Here is an 18400-nt window from a genome sequence, read left to right as displayed (position 1 = left end):
ACGTCTTACTCGGCAGAAACAGCTTCGCCAGCAGTAGCACGATCAACCAACTCGACGTACGCCATTGGCGCGTTGTCGCCAGCGCGGAAACCGCACTTGAGGATGCGCAGGTAGCCACCCTCACGGGTAGCGTAACGCTTGCCCAGGTCGTTGAAGAGCTTACCAACGATAGCTTTCGAACGAGTACGGTCGAAAGCCAGACGACGGTTAGCAACGCTATCTGTCTTGGCCAAAGTGATCAGCGGCTCAGCAACGCGGCGCAGTTCTTTAGCTTTTGGCAGAGTAGTTTTGATCAGCTCGTGCTCGAACAGCGACACCGCCATGTTTTGGAACATGGCCTTGCGGTGCGAGCTGGTGCGGCTGAGGTGACGACCACTTTTACGATGACGCATGGTTCATTCCTTACCAAACACTACGTTCGGTGATTACGACGATCAGGCAGTCGCCTTGTCGTCCTTCTTAAGACTTGCAGGCGGCCAGTTGTCGAGGCGCATGCCGAGGGACAGACCGCGGGAGGCCAGAACGTCCTTGATTTCAGTCAAGGATTTCTTGCCCAGGTTCGGAGTCTTCAACAGCTCTACTTCGGTACGCTGAATCAGGTCGCCGATGTAGTAGATGTTTTCCGCCTTAAGGCAGTTAGCCGAACGTACAGTCAGTTCCAGATCGTCAACCGGGCGAAGCAGGATCGGATCGATCTCGTCTTCCTGCTCGATTACCACAGGTTCGCTGTCACCTTTGAGGTCGACGAACGCAGCCAACTGCTGTTGCAGAATGGTTGCAGCGCGGCGGATAGCCTCTTCAGGATCCAGAGTACCGTTGGTTTCCAGATCAATAACCAGCTTGTCCAGGTTAGTACGCTGCTCAACACGGGCGTTTTCCACCACGTATGCGATACGGCGAACCGGGCTGAACGAAGAATCAAGCTGCAAGCGACCGATGCTGCGGCTTTCGTCTTCATCGCTCTGACGCGAGTCGGCTGGTTCATAACCACGACCACGAGCTACTACGAGCTTCATGTTCAGGGCGCCGTTAGACGCCAGGTTAGCGATTACGTGATCGGGATTAACGATCTCGACATCATGATCCAGCTGAATATCGGCAGCGGTAACCACCCCCGAACCCTTCTTCGACAAGGTCAGCGTAACTTCGTCACGGCCGTGCAGCTTGATAGCCAGACCTTTAAGGTTCAACAGGATTTCAATTACGTCTTCCTGTACACCTTCGATGGCGCTGTACTCGTGGAGCACACCGTCAATCTCGGCCTCGACTACTGCACAGCCAGGCATTGAGGACAACAGGATGCGGCGCAGCGCGTTGCCCAGGGTGTGGCCAAAGCCACGCTCGAGAGGCTCGAGAGTGATCTTGGCGCGGGTTGGACTGACAACCTGCACATCAATGTGGCGGGGTGTCAGGAACTCATTTACCGAAATCTGCATGGATGCACCTATTTTCTAGCCCTTACTTGGAGTAGAGCTCGACAATCAGGCTTTCGTTGATGTCGGCGGACAGATCACTGCGAGCTGGAACGTTCTTGAAAACGCCCGACTTCTTCTCAGTGTCTACTTCTACCCATTCTACGCGGCCACGTTGGGCACACAGATCGAGAGCTTGGACAATGCGAAGTTGGTTTTTTGCTTTCTCGCGAACAGCGACCACGTCACCAGCACGAACCTGGTAGGACGGAACGTTAACGGTCTGACCGTTTACGCTGATCGACTTGTGCGATACCAGCTGACGGGATTCGGCACGAGTCGAACCAAAGCCCATACGGTATACAACGTTGTCCAGACGGCATTCGAGCAGTTGCAGCAGGTTTTCACCGGTTGCACCTTTCTTGCCAGCAGCTTCTTTGTAGTAGCCGCTGAATTGACGCTCGAGAACGCCGTAGATACGACGGACCTTCTGCTTTTCACGCAGTTGGGTGCCGTAGTCGGACTGGCGACCGCGGCGTTGGCCGTGGATACCAGGTGCTGCTTCAATGTTGCACTTCGATTCGATCGCGCGCACGCCGCTCTTCAGGAAGAGATCGGTGCCTTCGCGACGAGCGAGTTTGCATTTTGGACCAATGTAACGAGCCATTCTTTACAATCTCCTGGATTACACGCGGCGCTTCTTCGGCGGACGGCACCCGTTGTGCGGGATTGGCGTCACGTCGGTGATGCTGGCGATCTTGTAGCCACAGCCGTTCAAAGCGCGGACTGCGGATTCACGACCTGGACCTGGACCTTTGACGTTTACGTCGAGGTTTTTCAGGCCGTATTCCAGCGCAGCTTGACCAGCACGTTCAGCAGCTACTTGAGCAGCAAACGGGGTGGACTTGCGGGAACCGCGGAAACCCGAACCACCGGAGGTAGCCCAGGAAAGAGCGTTACCTTGACGGTCGGTGATGGTCACGATGGTGTTGTTAAAAGATGCATGGATGTGGGCGATGCCATCAACCACTGTCTTTTTAACTTTTTTACGAGGACGAGCAGCAGGTTTTGCCATGATTAAATTCCTGTCGATTCGCTGGGGCGATTACTTGCGGATCGGCTTACGCGGACCTTTACGGGTACGCGCGTTGGTCTTGGTACGCTGACCGCGTACTGGAAGACCGCGACGATGACGCAGACCGCGATAGCAACCGAGGTCCATCAAGCGCTTGATTTTCATGTTGATTTCGCGACGCAGGTCACCTTCAGTGGTGAACTTCGCCACTTCGCCACGCAGCTGTTCAATTTGCTCGTCGCTCAGATCTTTGATCTTTGCTGCTGGGTTTACCCCAGTCTCTGCACAAATTTTCTGTGCAGTAGTGCGACCAACACCATAGATGTAGGTCAGCGAGATAACAGTATGCTTGTTATCTGGAATGTTAACGCCTGCAATACGGGCCATTCAGTGGGACTCCAATTGACAGCTACCTACGCCCCGGAAGCCAAGAAATAGGGCGCGAGATAATATCGCTGTAATAACAAATAATCAACCCGGTAGCGCACTAGCTACCGGGCTTGAAGCACAATCACACTCAGCCTTGGCGCTGTTTGTGACGCGGTTCCGCGCTGCAAATTACTCGAACAACACCTTCGCGGCGAATAATCTTGCAGTTACGGCACAGCTTTTTCACCGATGCACGAACTTTCATCACCAACTCCTCGAACCTTATGGGTCAGCGCAGCATGCCGCTGCCGTAACCCTTCAGGTTGGCTTTCTTCATCAGGGATTCGTACTGGTGCGAAACGAGGTGCGATTGTACTTGGGACATGAAGTCCATCACAACCACGACGACGATCAGCAACGAGGTCCCGCCAAGGTAGAACGGAACGTTGGCTGCAACCACCAGGAACTGGGGCAGCAGGCACACGGCCGTCATGTAAAGAGCACCGAACATGGTCAAGCGAGTCAGAACGCCATCAATGTAGCGCGCAGACTGCTCACCTGGACGGATGCCCGGAATAAAGGCACCGGACTTCTTCAGGTTTTCCGCTACGTCTTTCGGATTGAACATCAACGCCGTATAGAAGAAGCAGAAGAAAATAATCCCTGCACTAAACAGCAGAATATTCAACGGCTGACCAGGAGCGATCGACTGCGAGATGTCCTGCAACCAGCCCATACCTTCAGACTGACCGAACCAGGCACCCAACGAAGCCGGGAACAGCAAAATGCTGCTCGCGAAAATGGCCGGAATAACGCCGGCCATGTTCACCTTCAGCGGCAAGTGGCTAGTCTGCGCAGCAAAAACCTTGCGGCCTTGCTGACGCTTGGCGTAGTGAACAGCAATACGACGCTGACCACGCTCAATGAACACCACGAAACCGATAATCGCTACTGCCAGCAAACCGATGGCAACCAGGGCGAAGATGTTGATATCACCCTGACGTGCAGACTCGAAAGACTGCCCGATCGCTCTCGGAAGACCGGCGACGATACCCGAAAAAATCAACATCGAGATACCGTTGCCAACACCACGCTCAGTAATCTGCTCACCCAGCCACATCATGAACATCGCACCAGCCACAAAAGTGGATACCGCGACGAAATGGAAGCCAAAGTCACCAGTGAACGCAACGCCCTGCCCTGCCAGACCAATGGACATGCCAATGGCTTGAACGAGAGCTAGGACGACAGTGCCGTAGCGGGTGTACTGGCTGATCTTGCGACGGCCAGCTTCACCTTCCTTCTTCAACTGCTCCAGCTGCGGGCTGACGGCTGTCATCAGCTGCATGATGATCGATGCCGAAATGTACGGCATGATCCCCAGTGCAAAGATGCTCATCCGCTCCAGCGCGCCGCCGGAAAACATGTTGAACAAGCTAAGAATGGTCCCCTCATTCTGTCGAAACAGGTCCGCGAGTCGGTCCGGGTTGATACCTGGAACCGGGATGTGTGCGCCTATTCGGTAGACGATAATCGCCAGGAACAGAAAACGCAGACGAGCCCAAAGTTCAGACATACCGCCTTTGCCGAGCGCAGAGAGAGCACCTTGCTTAGCCATTTATTCCTCGAACTTGCCGCCAGCTGCTTCGATAGCCGCACGCGCACCTTTGGTGGCGCCGATTCCCTTGCCGATAGTGACAGCGCGAGTCACTTCACCGGACAGCATGATTTTCACACGCTGTACGTTGACGTTGATCACGTTGGCATCTTTCAGGGACTGCACGGTGACGATGTCGCCTTCCACTTTAGCCAGCTCGGACAGACGCACTTCTGCGCGGTCCATGGCCTTCAGGGAAACGAAACCGAACTTCGGCAGGCGACGATGCAGCGGCTGTTGACCGCCTTCAAAGCCTGGAGCAATGGTGCCACCGGAGCGGGAGGTTTGACCTTTGTGACCACGGCCACCAGTCTTACCCAAACCACTACCGATACCACGGCCCGGACGATGCTTTTCGCGACGGGAACCCGGCGCTGGACTCAGATCATTGAGTTTCATCGATTAACCCTCGACACGCAGCATGTAGTAAGCCTTGTTGATCATCCCGCGATTCTCGGGAGTATCCTGGACTTCTACAGTGTGACCGATGCGACGCAGACCCAGACCCTTAACGCACAGTTTGTGGTTAGGGATGCGGCCGGTCATGCTTTTGATCAGCGTTACTTTTACGGTAGCCATGATCAGAAGATCTCCTTGACGCTTTTGCCACGCTTGGCGGCAATGGATTCAGGAGACTGCATTGCTTTCAAACCCTTGAAAGTGGCGTGAACCACGTTTACCGGGTTAGTCGAGCCGTAGCACTTGGCCAGAACGTTCTGAACGCCAGCAACTTCGAGGACAGCACGCATAGCGCCGCCAGCGATGATACCGGTACCTTCAGAAGCAGGCTGCATGTACACCTTCGAAGCGCCGTGAGCGGACTTCATTGCGTACTGCAGAGTGGTGCCGTTCAGATCAACCTGGATCATGTTGCGGCGAGCAGCTTCCATTGCCTTCTGGATCGCAGCAGGCACTTCACGCGACTTGCCACGGCCGAAGCCAACACGGCCTTTACCATCACCAACCACGGTCAACGCGGTGAAGGTGAAGATACGGCCGCCTTTAACGGTTTTGGCTACGCGGTTAACTTGAACCAGCTTCTCGATGTAGCCTTCGTCGCGCTTTTGGTCGTTATTTGACATAACTTAGAACTCCAGCCCAGCTTCACGAGCAGCATCAGCCAGCGCTTTAACGCGGCCGTGGTACTTGAAGCCAGAGCGGTCGAAAGCCACCTGCGAGACGCCAGCGGCCTTAGCACGCGTAGCGACCAGCTGGCCAACCTTAGTGGCCGCGTCGATGTTGCCAGTGGCGCCATCACGCAGTTCTTTATCCAAAGTCGAGGCAGATGCCAGGACTTTGTTGCCGTCGGCCGAAATGACCTGGGCGTAGATGTGCTGCGAAGAGCGGAACACGCAGAGACGCACGACTTCGAGTTCGTGCATTTTCAGGCGTGCTTTGCGAGCGCGACGCAGTCGAGTAACTTTTTTGTCGGTCATTTGCTATGCCCTACTTCTTCTTGGCTTCTTTACGACGGACGACTTCGTCCGCGTAGCGCACACCTTTGCCTTTGTACGGCTCTGGTGGACGGAAGTCGCGGATCTCGGCGGCCACTTGACCTACCAGCTGCTTGTCGATGCCCTTGATCAGGATATCGGTCTGGCTAGGAGTCTCAGCGGTGATGCCTTCCGGCAGTTCGTAATCCACTGGGTGCGAGAAGCCAAGAGCCAGGTTCAGCACTGTGCCTTTTGCTTGCGCTTTGTAACCAACACCGACCAGCTGGAGCTTGCGCTCGAAGCCTTGGCTTACGCCTTGGACCATGTTGTTTACCAACGCACGAGTGGTACCAGCCATTGCGCGAGTCTGTTGATCGCCATTGCGAGCAGCGAAACGCAGCTCACCAGCTTCTTCAACGATCTCAACGGACGAATGGATGTTCAGTTCGAGAGTGCCCTTGGCACCCTTCACCGAAAGCTGTTGGCCTGCGAATTTTACTTCGACACCGGCTGGCAGCTTAACGGGGTTCTTAGCGACGCGAGACATGCTTATCCCCCCTTAGAACACAGTGCAAAGAACTTCGCCGCCGACACCGGCAGCGCGCGCAGCACGATCAGTCATCACACCCTTGTTGGTGGAGACGATAGACACACCGAGACCGCCACGAACTTTCGGCAGATCTTCGACGGACTTGTACTGACGCAGGCCTGGACGGCTAACGCGCTTCACTTCTTCGATAACCGGACGGCCTTCGAAATATTTCAGCTCGATAGACAGCAGTGGTTTGATTTCGCTGCTGATCTGATAACCCGCAATGTAACCTTCGTCCTTCAGGACTTTGGCAACAGCTACCTTCAAAGTAGAAGATGGCATGCTTACGACGGACTTTTCAGCCATCTGGGCATTACGGATTCGAGTTAGCATGTCCGCTAACGGGTCCTGCATACTCATGGGCTAGACGCTCCTAATACAGAAAAATTAGCCTTGCGGCTACTACGTGTCGCCGAGAATCTCCGAGTATAGAAAACACGGGCTCAGGCGAGCCGGGTATTCTAGACACACCCCAGAAATGAATCAAGCCCCAAAAGGGGCTTGATTCAGATTCAAGGCCACCGGTGGTCAGGATCTTGCGAACCTTCCCACCGAGACTTTGACAGTACTTACCAGCTGGCTTTAACCAGACCTGGTACGTCACCACGCATTGCCGCTTCACGCAGTTTGTTACGACCGAGGCCGAACTTGCGGTAAACGCCGTGTGGACGACCGGTCAGGCGGCAGCGGTTACGCATGCGCGAAGCGCTTGCGTCACGTGGCTGCTTCTGCAGGGCTACTGTAGCTTCCCAACGCGCTTCTGGACTTGCGTTCAGATCAACGATGATTGCTTTCAGTGCTGCACGCTTCTTGGCGTACTTGGCAACCGTGAGCTGACGCTTCAGCTCGCGGTTTTTCATGCTCATCTTGGCCATGGTCCTACTCCAATCAGTTGCGGAACGGGAATTTGAATGCACGCAGCAGAGCGCGGCCTTCATCATCGTTCTTGGCAGTGGTGGTCAGGGTAATGTCCAGACCGCGGAGAGCATCGATCTTGTCGTAGTCGATTTCCGGGAAGATGATCTGCTCTTTTACGCCCATGCTGTAGTTACCACGACCATCGAAGGACTTGGCATTCAGGCCGCGGAAGTCGCGAACCCGAGGCAGGGAGATCGACAGCAGACGATCCAGGAACTCGTACATACGCTCACGGCGCAGGGTCACTTTGACGCCGATCGGCCAACCTTCACGGACTTTAAAGCCAGCGATGGATTTGCGAGCGTAGGTCACAACGACTTTCTGGCCGGTGATCTTTTCCAGGTCAGCAACAGCGTGCTCGATGACTTTTTTGTCGCCGATCGCTTCGCCCAGACCCATGTTCAGAGTGATTTTGGTAACGCGCGGAACTTCCATCACGTTCGAAAGCTTAAGTTCTTCCTTAAGTTTCGGAGCAATTTCCTTCCGGTAAATCTCTTTTAGTCGTGCCATGGTCTCATCTACCTAGCAGTGTTCAAGCATCAACCGCTTTTTGGGTCGACTTGAAGACACGAATTTTCTTGCCGTCTTCTACTTTGAAACCAACGCGGTCAGCCTTGTTGGTTTCGCCGTTGAAAATGGCGACGTTAGAAGCATCCAGTGGAGCTTCTTTTTCGACGATACCGCCCTGCACGCCCGACATCGGGTTAGGCTTGGTATGACGCTTGACCAGGTTCAGACCACCAATAACCAGACGGTTGTTAGCGAGAACCTTAAGCACCTTACCGCGCTTACCTTTGTCTTTGCCGGCGATCACGATGATCTCGTCGTCACGACGAATCTTTTGCATGTCGGATCTCCTTACAGCACTTCTGGGGCGAGCGAGACGATCTTCATGAACTTCTCAGTACGAAGTTCACGGGTCACTGGCCCAAAGATACGGGTGCCGATCGGCTCTTGCTTGTTGTTCAGAAGAACAGCAGCGTTGCCATCAAAGCGGATAATGGAGCCATCAGCACGGCGTACGCCGTGACGAGTGCGGACTACAACAGCAGTCATCACTTGGCCTTTTTTCACTTTACCGCGAGGAATTGCTTCCTTGACGGTAACTTTGATGATGTCACCGATACCAGCGTAACGACGATGGGAGCCACCCAGCACCTTGATGCACATAACACGGCGAGCGCCGCTGTTATCGGCCACATCGAGCATGGATTGAGTCTGAATCATATAATTTCTCCGACCCCTAGTCCTTAGACTTCCACAGCGCGTTCGAGAACATCAACCAGCGCCCAAGACTTGGTCTTGGCCAAAGGACGAGTTTCACGAATAGTGACTTTGTCGCCGATGTGGCACTGATTGGTTTCGTCGTGCGCGTGCAGCTTAGTCGAACGCTTAACGTATTTACCGTAGATCGGGTGCTTAACGCGACGCTCGATCAGAACGGTGATGGTTTTGTCCATCTTGTCGCTGACAACACGGCCAGTCAGCGTACGGACAGTTTTTTCGGCTTCAGCCATGATTTACTTACCTGCCTGCTGGTTGAGCACAGTCTTCACGCGAGCGATGTCACGCTTAACTTGCGAGAGCAGATGAGACTGCCCCAACTGGCCAGTTGCTTTCTGCATACGCAGATTGAACTGGTCGCGCAGCAGGCCGAGCAGTTGCTCGTTCAGCTGCTGTGCGGATTTTTCACGAAGTTCATTCGCTTTCATCACATCACCGTCCGTTTAACAAAGGAGGTGGCGAGCGGCAGCTTTGCAGCAGCCAGGGCGAAAGCCTCACGCGCCAGCTCTTCAGAAACACCCTCGATTTCATACAGGACTTTGCCTGGCTGAATCTGGGCAACCCAGTATTCCACGTTACCCTTACCTTTACCCATCCGCACTTCGAGAGGCTTCTTGGAGATCGGCTTGTCCGGGAATACACGGATCCAGATCTTGCCGCCACGTTTTACGTGACGGGTCAGAGCACGACGCGCTGACTCGATCTGACGAGCGGTGAGACGACCACGAGCAACAGACTTCAGCGCGAACTCGCCGAAGCTGACTTTGCTACCGCGCAATGCCAGGCCACGGTTGTGACCAGTCATTTGCTTGCGGAACTTCGTACGCTTTGGTTGCAACATTTGGCGTACCCCTTACTTAGCAGCTTTTTTACGAGGCGCTGGTGCTTGTGGTTTCAGTTCTTCTTGGCGACCACCAATTACTTCGCCTTTGAAGATCCAAACCTTTACACCGATCACACCGTAGGTGGTGTGAGCTTCGTAGTTGGCATAGTCGATGTCGGCACGCAGGGTGTGCAGTGGCACACGACCTTCGCGATACCATTCAGTACGTGCGATTTCAGCACCGCCGAGACGACCGCTCACTTGGATTTTGATGCCTTTGGCACCAATGCGCATTGCGTTCTGTACAGCGCGCTTCATAGCGCGACGGAACATAACGCGACGCTCCAGCTGCTGAGCTACGCTCTGCGCAACCAGCATACCGTCGAGTTCCGGCTTGCGGATCTCTTCGATATTGATGTGCACAGGCACACCCATTTGCTTGGTCAGGTCCTGACGCAGTTTCTCAACATCTTCACCTTTCTTCCCGATAACGATACCTGGACGAGCGGTGTGGATGGTGATACGTGCAGTTTGGGCCGGACGATGGATATCGATACGGCTTACGGACGCGCTTTTTAGTTTGTCTTGGAGATACTCACGCACCTTCAGATCAGCGAACAAGTAGTCCGCATAAGTCCGACCGTCTGCGTACCAGACGGAGGTGTGCTCCTTGACGATTCCCAGGCGAATGCCAATGGGATGTACTTTCTGACCCATCTCTTCGACTCCGTTACTTGTCAGCAACCTTGACAGTGATATGGCAAGACCGCTTGACGATGCGATCAGCACGGCCTTTGGCACGTGGCATGATGCGCTTCAGCGAACGCCCTTCGTTGACGAAAACGGTGCTGACCTTCAGGTCATCAACGTCTGCGCCTTCGTTATGCTCGGCGTTGGCTACGGCCGACTCCAGCACTTTCTTCATGATCTCGGCGGCTTTCTTACTGCTGAAAGCCAACAGGTTGAGCGCTTCGCCCACCTTCTTCCCGCGGATCTGGTCGGCGACCAAGCGGGCTTTCTGGGCGGAGATTCGAGCGCCCGACAACTTAGCGGCTACTTCCATTTCCTAACCCCTTAACGCTTGGCTTTCTTGTCTGCCACGTGCCCACGATAAGTGCGGGTACCGGCGAACTCGCCCAGTTTGTGGCCGACCATGTCTTCGTTAACGAGAACTGGGACGTGTTGACGACCGTTGTGTACTGCGATGGTCAGACCGACCATTTGTGGCAGGATCATCGAACGACGCGACCAGGTTTTAACTGGTTTGCGATCGTTCTTTTCCGCCGCCACTTCGATCTTCTTCAGTAGGTGAAGATCGATAAAAGGACCTTTTTTCAGAGAACGTGGCACTGTCGTATCCCTCTATTTACTTGCGACGACGGACGATCATTTTGTCGGTACGCTTATTACCACGAGTCTTCGCGCCCTTAGTCGGGAAGCCCCATGGCGATACCGGATGACGACCACCAGAGGTACGACCTTCACCACCACCATGTGGGTGGTCAACCGGGTTCATGGCAACACCACGAACGGTTGGGCGAACGCCACGCCAGCGTTTGGCACCAGCTTTACCCAGCGAACGCAGGCTGTGCTCGGAGTTCGAGACTTCGCCCAGGGTCGCACGGCATTCAGCCAGGACTTTACGCATTTCACCGGAACGCAGACGCAGGGTAACGTACACGCCTTCACGAGCGATCAGCTGAGCCGAAGCACCAGCGGAACGAGCGATCTGTGCGCCTTTACCTGGCTTCAGTTCGATGCCGTGTACGGTAGAACCGACTGGAATGTTGCGCAGTTGCAGAGCGTTACCTGGCTTGATTGGAGCCAGGGCACCTGCGATCAGCGTGTCGCCAGCACTCACGCCTTTAGGGGCGATGATGTAGCGGCGCTCGCCGTCTGCGTAGCAGAGCAGTGCGATGTGAGCAGTACGGTTTGGATCGTATTCGATACGCTCGACAGTGGCGACGATGCCATCTTTGTCGTTGCGACGGAAATCGACCATACGGTAATGCTGCTTATGACCACCACCGATGTGACGAGTGGTAATACGGCCATTGTTGTTACGACCACCAGTCTTCGACTTCTTCTCGAGCAGCGGTGCGTGAGGAGCGCCTTTATGCAGCTCCTGGTTGACCACCTTGACCACAAAACGGCGGCCAGGGGAAGTCGGTTTGCATTTAACGATTGCCATGATGCACCCCTTCCTTACTCAGCACTGCTGCTGAAATCGAGATCTTGGCCTGGCTGAAGGGAGATAACTGCCTTCTTCCAGTCATTACGCTTGCCCAGACCGCGAGCAGTGCGCTTGCTCTTACCCAGAACATTCAGGGTAGTAACACGCTCTACTTTCACGCTGAACAGGCTTTCGACGGCCTTCTTGATTTCCAGCTTGGTTGCGTCAGTAGCAACCTTGAAAACGAACTGGCCTTTCTTGTCTGCCAGAACCGTAGCCTTCTCGGAAACGTGCGGGCCAAGCAGAACTTTAAATACGCGTTCCTGGTTCATCCCAGCAGCTCCTCGAATTTCTTCACGGCCGACACGGTGATCAACACCTTATCGTATGCGATCAGACTAACTGGATCGGAACCTTGCACGTCACGTACATCTACGTGTGGCAGGTTACGAGCAGCCAGGTACAGGTTCTGATCAACAGCGTCCGACACGATCAGAACGTCGGTCAGGCTCATGTTGTTCAGTTTGCCCAGCAGGTCTTTGGTTTTCGGCGTCTCAACGGCGAAATCCTGAACCACGACCAGACGATCAGTACGCACCAGCTCAGCAAGGATGGAACGCATTGCTGCGCGGTACATCTTCTTGTTCAGCTTCTGGGAGTGATCCTGAGGACGAGCTGCGAAAGTGGTACCGCCGCCACGCCAGATTGGGCTACGGATAGTACCGGCACGAGCACGGCCAGTACCTTTCTGACGCCATGGGCGCTTACCGCCACCACGAACGTCGGAACGGGTCTTTTGCTGCTTGGAACCCTGACGACCGCCAGCCATGTAGGCTACGACTGCTTGGTGAACCAGCGTCTCGTTGAATTCGCCGCCAAATGTCAGTTCGGAAACTTCGATCGCTTGAGCGTCATTTACATTTAATTGCATGTCAGCTTCCCCTTAACCGCGAGCCTTGGCTGCTGGACGTACAACCAAGTTGCCGCCAGTAGCGCCAGGAACAGCGCCCTTGACCAACAACAGATTGCGTTCAGCGTCCACGCGCACTACTTCGAGGGACTGCACGGTCACGCGCTCAGCGCCCATATGACCGGACATTTTTTTGCCCTTGAATACACGACCAGGAGTCTGGCACTGGCCGATAGAGCCTGGAACGCGGTGGGATACGGAGTTACCGTGGGTGTTATCTTGCCCGCGGAAATTCCAACGCTTGATCGTACCCTGGAAGCCTTTACCTTTGGACTGACCGGTTACATCAACCAGTTGACCAGCGGCGAAGATTTCAGCGTTGATCAGATCGCCGGCCTGGTACTCGCCTTCTTCAAGGCGGAATTCCATTACGGTACGACCAGCGGCAACGTTCGCTTTAGCGAAGTGGCCAGCCTGAGCTGCTGTTACACGCGAAGCACGACGCTCGCCGACAGTGACTTGCACTGCACGATAGCCATCGGTCTCTTCAGTTTTGAACTGGGTGACGCGATTCGGCTCGATCTCAATGACCGTGACCGGAATGGAGACACCTTCTTCGGTGAAAATACGGGTCATACCGCATTTACGACCGACTACACCAATAGTCATGTTGTAAACCTCATGAGTGTACGGGGCTTTCACCCGCTATGGCCGCCCATTTCAGAGCGTTACACGACTAAGACCGAGTCTTAGCCGAGGCTGATCTGCACTTCCACACCGGCCGCAAGATCAAGCTTCATAAGAGCATCAACGGTTTTATCCGTTGGCTGGACGATGTCCAGAACGCGCTTATGAGTACGGATCTCGTACTGGTCACGCGCGTCTTTGTTGACGTGCGGGGAGACCAGAACGGTGAACCGCTCTTTACGGGTAGGCAGTGGAATTGGACCACGCACTTGAGCACCAGTACGTTTCGCGGTTTCCACGATTTCCTGGGTTGATTGGTCGATCAGGCGATGGTCGAAAGCCTTCAACCTGATACGGATTTGCTGATTTTGCATTGGATTTCAGACTCCGGCTGCTATTCCCACCGGGCGCAATACGCCCGTTAAAAGGAGGCGCAATTCTATAGACGCCCCAGATAGGTGTCAACCCAATAAAAAAACCCCCGCTGAGCGGGGGCTTTTTCAAAGCATCAAAGCCATCTCAAAAAAGAGATTACTCGATGATTTTGGCTACGACGCCAGCGCCGACGGTACGACCGCCTTCACGGATAGCGAAACGCAGACCGTCTTCCATTGCGATGGTTTTGATCAGGGTAACAGTCATCTGAATGTTGTCACCTGGCATTACCATTTCAACGCCTTCTGGCAGCTCGCAGTTACCAGTCACGTCAGTAGTACGGAAGTAGAACTGTGGACGGTAGCCTTTGAAGAACGGAGTGTGACGACCGCCTTCTTCCTTGCTCAGAACGTAAACTTCTGCGGTGAACTTGGTGTGCGGCTTAACCGAACCCGGCTTAACCAGAACCTGACCACGCTCAACGTCGTCACGCTTGGTGCCACGCAGCAGAACGCCGCAGTTCTCGCCAGCACGACCTTCGTCGAGCAGCTTGCGGAACATTTCAACACCGGTGCAGGTGGTGACGGTAGTGTCACGCAGACCAACGATTTCCAGCGGATCTTGAACGCGAACGATACCGCGCTCGATACGACCGGTCACAACAGTACCACGACCCGAAATCGAGAATACGTCTTCGATTGGCATCAGGAATGGCTTGTCGATAGCGCGCTCTGGTTCTGGGATGTAGCTGTCCAGAGTTTCAACCAGTTTACGAACGGCAGTGGTGCCCATTTCGTTGTCGTCTTTGCCTTCCAGCGCCATACGAGCCGAACCGATGATGATTGGAGTGTCATCGCCCGGGAAGTCGTAGGTGGACAGCAGGTCGCGAACTTCCATCTCAACCAGTTCCAGCAGCTCAGCGTCGTCTACCAGGTCAGCCTTGTTCAGGAAAACCACGATGTACGGAACGCCTACCTGACGGGACAGCAGGATGTGCTCACGGGTTTGTGGCATCGGACCATCAGCGGCCGAGCAAACCAGGATCGCGCCGTCCATCTGGGCAGCACCGGTGATCATGTTCTTCACATAGTCAGCGTGACCTGGGCAGTCAACGTGAGCGTAGTGACGAATCTTCGAGTTGTACTCGACGTGCGCGGTGTTGATGGTGATACCACGAGCTTTTTCTTCTGGAGCGCTGTCGATTTTATCGAAATCAACGATTGCCGAACCGAAAACTTCGGAGCAAACGCGAGTCAGAGCTGCGGTCAGAGTGGTTTTACCGTGGTCAACGTGACCGATGGTGCCAACGTTGACGTGCGGTAGGGAACGATCAAATTTTTCTTTAGCCACGACAATTAACTCCTTGCCTAAAGGACTGAATCAGCCTTGTTTTTTGGTAACGGTTTCGACGATGTGCGACGGAGCCGTATTGTATTTTTTGAATTCCATAGAGTAGCTTGCGCGACCCTGGGACATCGAACGAACATCGGTCGCATAACCGAACATCTCGCCCAACGGAACTTCAGCACGGATAACCTTACCGGAAACCGTGTCTTCCATACCCAGAATCATGCCGCGACGACGGTTCAGGTCGCCCATCACGTCACCCATATAGTCTTCAGGCGTAACAACCTCTACCGCCATGATCGGCTCGAGCAACTCACCACCGCCCTTCTGGGCCAGTTGCTTGGTCGCCATGGAAGCAGCCACCTTAAACGCCATCTCGTTCGAGTCGACGTCGTGGTAAGAACCATCAAACACGGTAGCCTTCAGGCCGATCAGCGGATAGCCGGCAACAACACCGTTCTTCATCTGCTCTTCGATACCCTTCTGGATAGCCGGGATGTATTCCTTAGGAACCACACCACCCACTACTTCGTTCAGGAATTGCAGACCTTCCTGACCTTCGTCAGCAGGTGCAAAGCGAATCCAGCAGTGACCGAACTGGCCACGACCGCCGGACTGACGAACGAACTTGCCTTCGATTTCGCAGCTCTTCGTGATGCGCTCACGATAGGAAACCTGAGGCTTACCGATGTTGGCTTCGACGTTGAACTCACGGCGCATCCGGTCAACCAGGATGTCCAGGTGCAGCTCGCCCATGCCAGAGATGATCGTTTGACCAGTCTCTTCATCAGTTTTGACGCGGAAAGACGGGTCTTCCTGAGCAAGCTTGCCCAGAGCGATACCCATTTTTTCCTGGTCATCCTTGGTCTTAGGCTCAACGGCAACCGAAATAACCGGCTCCGGGAAGTCCATGCGAACCAGGATGATTGGCTTGTCAGCGTTGCACAAAGTTTCACCAGTGGTGACGTCCTTCATGCCGATCAAGGCCGCGATGTCACCAGCGCGCACTTCCTTGATTTCTTCACGGGCGTTTGCGTGCATTTGCACCATACGACCCACGCGCTCTTTCTTGCCTTTGACCGAGTTGATCACGCCGTCGCCGGACGCCAACACGCCCGAGTAAACGCGGACGAAGGTCAAAGTACCCACGAATGGGTCGGTAGCGATCTTGAACGCCAGAGCCGAGAACGGCTCGTTGTCGTCTGCATGACGCTCCATTTCTTCTTCCTCGTTATCAGGGTTGGAACCCTTGATAGCAGGAATGTCGACAGGAGCAGGCAGGTAGTCGATAACGGCGTCAAGAACCAGGGGAACACCCTTGTTCTTGAAGGAAGAACCGCAAACAGCCAGAACGATCTCACCAGCGATAGTACGCTGACGCAGAGCGCCCTTGATTTCCTCGATGGTGAGCTCTTCGCCCTCGAGGTACTTGTTCATCAGCTCTTCACTGGCTTCAGCCGCAGCTTCAACCATGTTGCTGCGCCACTCTTCAGCCAGCTCCTGCAATTCAGCAGGGATAGCTTCGCGACGTGGAGTCATGCCTTTGTCAGCATCGTTCCAGTAAACCGCTTCCATGGTCATCAGATCGATCTGACCCTGGAAGTTGTCTTCGGAACCGATAGCCAACTGGATAGGCACCGGGGTGTGACCCAGGCGCTGCTTGATCTGAGCGATCACGCGCAGGAAGTTCGCGCCAGCACGGTCCATTTTGTTCACGTAAACGATACGTGGAACACCGTACTTGTTGGCTTGACGCCATACGGTTTCGGACTGAGGCTCAACGCCGGAAGTGCCGCAGAACACAACGACCGCGCCGTCGAGTACACGCAGGGAACGCTCAACTTCAATGGTGAAGTCTACGTGACCCGGGGTGTCAATGACGTTGAAGCGGTATTGGTCTTTGTGCTGCTTCGCAGAACCCTGCCAGAAGGCGGTAATAGCAGCAGAAGTAATGGTAATACCACGCTCCTGCTCCTGAACCATCCAGTCTGTGGTCGCGGCGCCGTCATGCACCTCGCCCATCTTGTGACTTTTGCCAGTGTAAAAAAGGACGCGCTCGGTGGTGGTGGTTTTACCAGCATCCACGTGAGCAACGATACCAATGTTACGGTAGCGATTAATCGGTGTAGTACGAGCCATAAAGCCCTCGCAAAATTAGTGACGCTAAAATTAGAAGCGGTAGTGCGAGAAAGCCTTGTTGGCTTCAGCCATACGGTGCACGTCTTCACGCTTCTTAACTGCAGCACCTTTACCTTCGGCGGCGTCCAACAGTTCGCCAGCCAAACGCAGAGCCATAGACTTCTCGCCGCGCTTGCGGGCGAAGTCTACCAACCAGCGCATTGCCAGAGCGTTACGACGGGACGGACGAACTTCAACCGGAACCTGGTAAGTAGCACCGCCTACACGGCGCGACTTTACTTCGACCAGCGGAGCGATGGCGTCGAGAGCTTTCTCGAAGATTTCCAGGGGGTCGCTGTTCTTGCGTTCTTTAACCTTTTCCAGCGCGCCATAAACGATACGCTCGGCAACGGCTTTCTTGCCGCTTTCCATCACGTGGTTCATGAACTTGGCCAGGATTTGGCTTCCGTATTTTGGATCGTCAAGCACTTCGCGCTTGGCTGCTACGCGTCTTCTTGGCATGGATAAGCCCTCAAACGGTCTTCAGGTTCGCTCGGAATCGGTGCCCTGTACGGGACGCCTCCGACCTTACTCTTATCGACTCAGAAAAATAGATAATTCAGTTCTTACAAAAAGCCGCTACTACTTAGGCTTCTTGGTACCGTACTTCGAACGACCCTGGTTACGACCTTTAACGCCGGAAGTATCCAAAGAACCGCGAACGGTGTGGTAACGAACACCTGGCAAGTCTTTTACACGACCGCCGCGGATCAGTACCACGCTGTGCTCTTGCAGGTTGTGGCCTTCACCACCGATGTACGAGGAAACCTCGAAACCGTTGGTCAGACGCACACGGCATACTTTACGCAGTGCCGAGTTAGGTTTTTTCGGCGTAGTGGTATACACACGGGTGCACACGCCACGACGTTGCGGGCAGTTCTGCAGCGCAGGTACGTCGGATTTCTCGACGATACGCTTACGCGGCTGACGTACCAGCTGGTTGATAGTTGCCATCTACTAGCTCCACTGTTGTCTTGCGACGCTATTGTCTTGCAAGAAAAGCAAAATGGCAGGAACGAATCCCCGCCAAATTTAGGGGTACAAGAGTCTAAAGAGGATCTTGTCCCCAGTCAAGGCAAGGCCCCGACCTCTCCACCCATCGAACCTCGACAAATTGTCTCGATACGATGAACGGAGCTGCCAGGGCCTTACGCTCATTTATCGCAG

General features: G+C 54.5%; 32 protein-coding genes. All 32 read right to left on the bottom strand.

The genetic code is table 11. The features are described from left to right. Positions 1–5: 5 nt before the first annotated feature. On the bottom strand, positions 6–392 hold the full coding sequence (rplQ, locus tag ACM110_RS21705; RefSeq protein ID WP_007970429.1) for a 50S ribosomal protein L17: 387 nt from the start codon (positions 390–392) through the stop codon (positions 6–8). 42 nt (positions 393–434) lie between these two features. Further along, positions 435–1436 (bottom strand): DNA-directed RNA polymerase subunit alpha, encoded by a 1002-nt coding sequence (locus ACM110_RS21700; RefSeq protein ID WP_007924176.1) that lies wholly within the window; start codon positions 1434–1436, stop codon positions 435–437. 22 nt (positions 1437–1458) lie between these two features. Continuing rightward, positions 1459–2079 (bottom strand): 30S ribosomal protein S4, encoded by a 621-nt coding sequence (rpsD, locus tag ACM110_RS21695; RefSeq protein WP_003176404.1) that lies wholly within the window; start codon positions 2077–2079, stop codon positions 1459–1461. Between the two features lie 18 nt (positions 2080–2097). Further along, the gene (gene rpsK, locus ACM110_RS21690; protein ID WP_002555466.1) at positions 2098–2487 is read right to left on the bottom strand and encodes a 30S ribosomal protein S11; all 390 of its coding nucleotides are present in this window, start codon (positions 2485–2487) and stop codon (positions 2098–2100) included. Between the two features lie 30 nt (positions 2488–2517). Further along, positions 2518–2874: a 30S ribosomal protein S13 gene (gene rpsM, locus ACM110_RS21685; protein WP_009045849.1), complete on the bottom strand. Its 357-nt coding sequence runs from the start codon at positions 2872–2874 to the stop codon at positions 2518–2520. 130 nt (positions 2875–3004) lie between these two features. Then, a complete protein-coding gene (gene rpmJ, locus ACM110_RS21680; protein WP_002555468.1) occupies positions 3005–3121 on the bottom strand; it encodes a 50S ribosomal protein L36 in 117 nt (38 codons plus the stop codon). A gap of 24 nt (positions 3122–3145) precedes the next feature. Further along, positions 3146–4474: a preprotein translocase subunit SecY gene (gene secY / locus ACM110_RS21675; protein WP_003228718.1), complete on the bottom strand. Its 1329-nt coding sequence runs from the start codon at positions 4472–4474 to the stop codon at positions 3146–3148. Further along, positions 4475–4912, bottom strand: coding sequence for a 50S ribosomal protein L15 (rplO, locus tag ACM110_RS21670; protein ID WP_003228720.1), 438 nt, complete (start codon positions 4910–4912; stop codon positions 4475–4477). Positions 4913–4915: 3 nt separating this feature from the next. Further along, a complete protein-coding gene (rpmD, locus tag ACM110_RS21665; protein WP_003176408.1) occupies positions 4916–5092 on the bottom strand; it encodes a 50S ribosomal protein L30 in 177 nt (58 codons plus the stop codon). A gap of 2 nt (positions 5093–5094) precedes the next feature. Then, positions 5095–5595, bottom strand: a complete 501-nt coding sequence (gene rpsE / locus ACM110_RS21660; protein WP_003186035.1) for a 30S ribosomal protein S5 — start codon at positions 5593–5595, stop codon at positions 5095–5097. Positions 5596–5598: 3 nt separating this feature from the next. Continuing rightward, complete coding sequence (gene rplR / locus ACM110_RS21655; protein ID WP_003186037.1) at positions 5599–5949, bottom strand: 50S ribosomal protein L18; 351 nt, start codon at positions 5947–5949, stop codon at positions 5599–5601. Positions 5950–5959: 10 nt separating this feature from the next. Next, a complete protein-coding gene (gene rplF, locus ACM110_RS21650) occupies positions 5960–6493 on the bottom strand; it encodes a 50S ribosomal protein L6 (RefSeq protein ID WP_003176412.1) in 534 nt (177 codons plus the stop codon). A gap of 12 nt (positions 6494–6505) precedes the next feature. Beyond that, positions 6506–6898 (bottom strand): 30S ribosomal protein S8, encoded by a 393-nt coding sequence (gene rpsH, locus ACM110_RS21645; protein ID WP_017848802.1) that lies wholly within the window; start codon positions 6896–6898, stop codon positions 6506–6508. 209 nt (positions 6899–7107) lie between these two features. Beyond that, positions 7108–7413, bottom strand: a complete 306-nt coding sequence (gene rpsN, locus ACM110_RS21640; protein WP_003176414.1) for a 30S ribosomal protein S14 — start codon at positions 7411–7413, stop codon at positions 7108–7110. Between the two features lie 13 nt (positions 7414–7426). Beyond that, the gene (gene rplE, locus ACM110_RS21635) at positions 7427–7966 is read right to left on the bottom strand and encodes a 50S ribosomal protein L5 (RefSeq protein ID WP_003210069.1); all 540 of its coding nucleotides are present in this window, start codon (positions 7964–7966) and stop codon (positions 7427–7429) included. Between the two features lie 22 nt (positions 7967–7988). Then, positions 7989–8303 (bottom strand): 50S ribosomal protein L24, encoded by a 315-nt coding sequence (gene rplX / locus ACM110_RS21630; protein ID WP_003176416.1) that lies wholly within the window; start codon positions 8301–8303, stop codon positions 7989–7991. 11 nt (positions 8304–8314) lie between these two features. After that, positions 8315–8683 carry a 50S ribosomal protein L14 gene (rplN, locus tag ACM110_RS21625; RefSeq protein WP_002555479.1) on the bottom strand — a complete coding sequence of 123 codons (369 nt, stop codon included), beginning with the start codon at positions 8681–8683 and terminating at the stop codon, positions 8315–8317. Positions 8684–8706: 23 nt separating this feature from the next. Next, positions 8707–8973, bottom strand: coding sequence for a 30S ribosomal protein S17 (rpsQ, locus tag ACM110_RS21620; RefSeq protein ID WP_003176419.1), 267 nt, complete (start codon positions 8971–8973; stop codon positions 8707–8709). A gap of 3 nt (positions 8974–8976) precedes the next feature. Beyond that, positions 8977–9168 (bottom strand): 50S ribosomal protein L29, encoded by a 192-nt coding sequence (rpmC, locus tag ACM110_RS21615; RefSeq protein WP_002555481.1) that lies wholly within the window; start codon positions 9166–9168, stop codon positions 8977–8979. Then, complete coding sequence (gene rplP, locus ACM110_RS21610; RefSeq protein ID WP_003228729.1) at positions 9168–9581, bottom strand: 50S ribosomal protein L16; 414 nt, start codon at positions 9579–9581, stop codon at positions 9168–9170. Before rplP ends, rpmC begins: the two co-directional genes overlap by 1 nt. Positions 9582–9593: 12 nt before the next feature. After that, positions 9594–10280, bottom strand: a complete 687-nt coding sequence (gene rpsC, locus ACM110_RS21605; RefSeq protein WP_003176422.1) for a 30S ribosomal protein S3 — start codon at positions 10278–10280, stop codon at positions 9594–9596. A 13-nt stretch (positions 10281–10293) separates the two neighbouring features. Next, a complete protein-coding gene (rplV, locus tag ACM110_RS21600) occupies positions 10294–10626 on the bottom strand; it encodes a 50S ribosomal protein L22 (RefSeq protein ID WP_003103908.1) in 333 nt (110 codons plus the stop codon). 11 nt (positions 10627–10637) lie between these two features. Further along, positions 10638–10913 (bottom strand): 30S ribosomal protein S19, encoded by a 276-nt coding sequence (gene rpsS, locus ACM110_RS21595; protein WP_002555486.1) that lies wholly within the window; start codon positions 10911–10913, stop codon positions 10638–10640. Positions 10914–10929: 16 nt separating this feature from the next. Then, a complete protein-coding gene (gene rplB / locus ACM110_RS21590; protein WP_008018194.1) occupies positions 10930–11754 on the bottom strand; it encodes a 50S ribosomal protein L2 in 825 nt (274 codons plus the stop codon). A 14-nt stretch (positions 11755–11768) separates the two neighbouring features. Further along, entirely contained in the window at positions 11769–12068 is a 300-nt protein-coding gene (rplW, locus tag ACM110_RS21585; RefSeq protein WP_002555488.1) for a 50S ribosomal protein L23, read from the bottom strand. Next, positions 12065–12667, bottom strand: coding sequence for a 50S ribosomal protein L4 (gene rplD, locus ACM110_RS21580; protein ID WP_003228735.1), 603 nt, complete (start codon positions 12665–12667; stop codon positions 12065–12067). The genes rplW and rplD overlap by 4 nt, the downstream gene beginning before the upstream one ends. A gap of 12 nt (positions 12668–12679) precedes the next feature. Then, a complete protein-coding gene (gene rplC / locus ACM110_RS21575; protein ID WP_003186059.1) occupies positions 12680–13315 on the bottom strand; it encodes a 50S ribosomal protein L3 in 636 nt (211 codons plus the stop codon). A gap of 80 nt (positions 13316–13395) precedes the next feature. Then, complete coding sequence (gene rpsJ / locus ACM110_RS21570; RefSeq protein WP_003186070.1) at positions 13396–13707, bottom strand: 30S ribosomal protein S10; 312 nt, start codon at positions 13705–13707, stop codon at positions 13396–13398. Between the two features lie 157 nt (positions 13708–13864). Beyond that, the gene (tuf, locus tag ACM110_RS21565; protein ID WP_338583422.1) at positions 13865–15058 is read right to left on the bottom strand and encodes an elongation factor Tu; all 1194 of its coding nucleotides are present in this window, start codon (positions 15056–15058) and stop codon (positions 13865–13867) included. A gap of 30 nt (positions 15059–15088) precedes the next feature. After that, positions 15089–17194, bottom strand: a complete 2106-nt coding sequence (gene fusA, locus ACM110_RS21560) for an elongation factor G (RefSeq protein WP_416129377.1) — start codon at positions 17192–17194, stop codon at positions 15089–15091. A 30-nt stretch (positions 17195–17224) separates the two neighbouring features. Beyond that, positions 17225–17695, bottom strand: a complete 471-nt coding sequence (gene rpsG, locus ACM110_RS21555; protein ID WP_002555493.1) for a 30S ribosomal protein S7 — start codon at positions 17693–17695, stop codon at positions 17225–17227. Between the two features lie 120 nt (positions 17696–17815). Then, complete coding sequence (gene rpsL, locus ACM110_RS21550) at positions 17816–18187, bottom strand: 30S ribosomal protein S12 (protein WP_002555494.1); 372 nt, start codon at positions 18185–18187, stop codon at positions 17816–17818. Between the last annotated feature and the right edge of the window lie 213 nt (positions 18188–18400).

The sequence above is a fragment of the Pseudomonas sp. NFX98 genome (assembly GCF_047784845.1).
Classification (GTDB): Bacteria; Pseudomonadota; Gammaproteobacteria; order Pseudomonadales; family Pseudomonadaceae; genus Aquipseudomonas.
The sequence above is the reverse complement of the archived record's forward strand: the minus strand, read 5'-3'. Positions and strand labels throughout refer to the sequence as shown.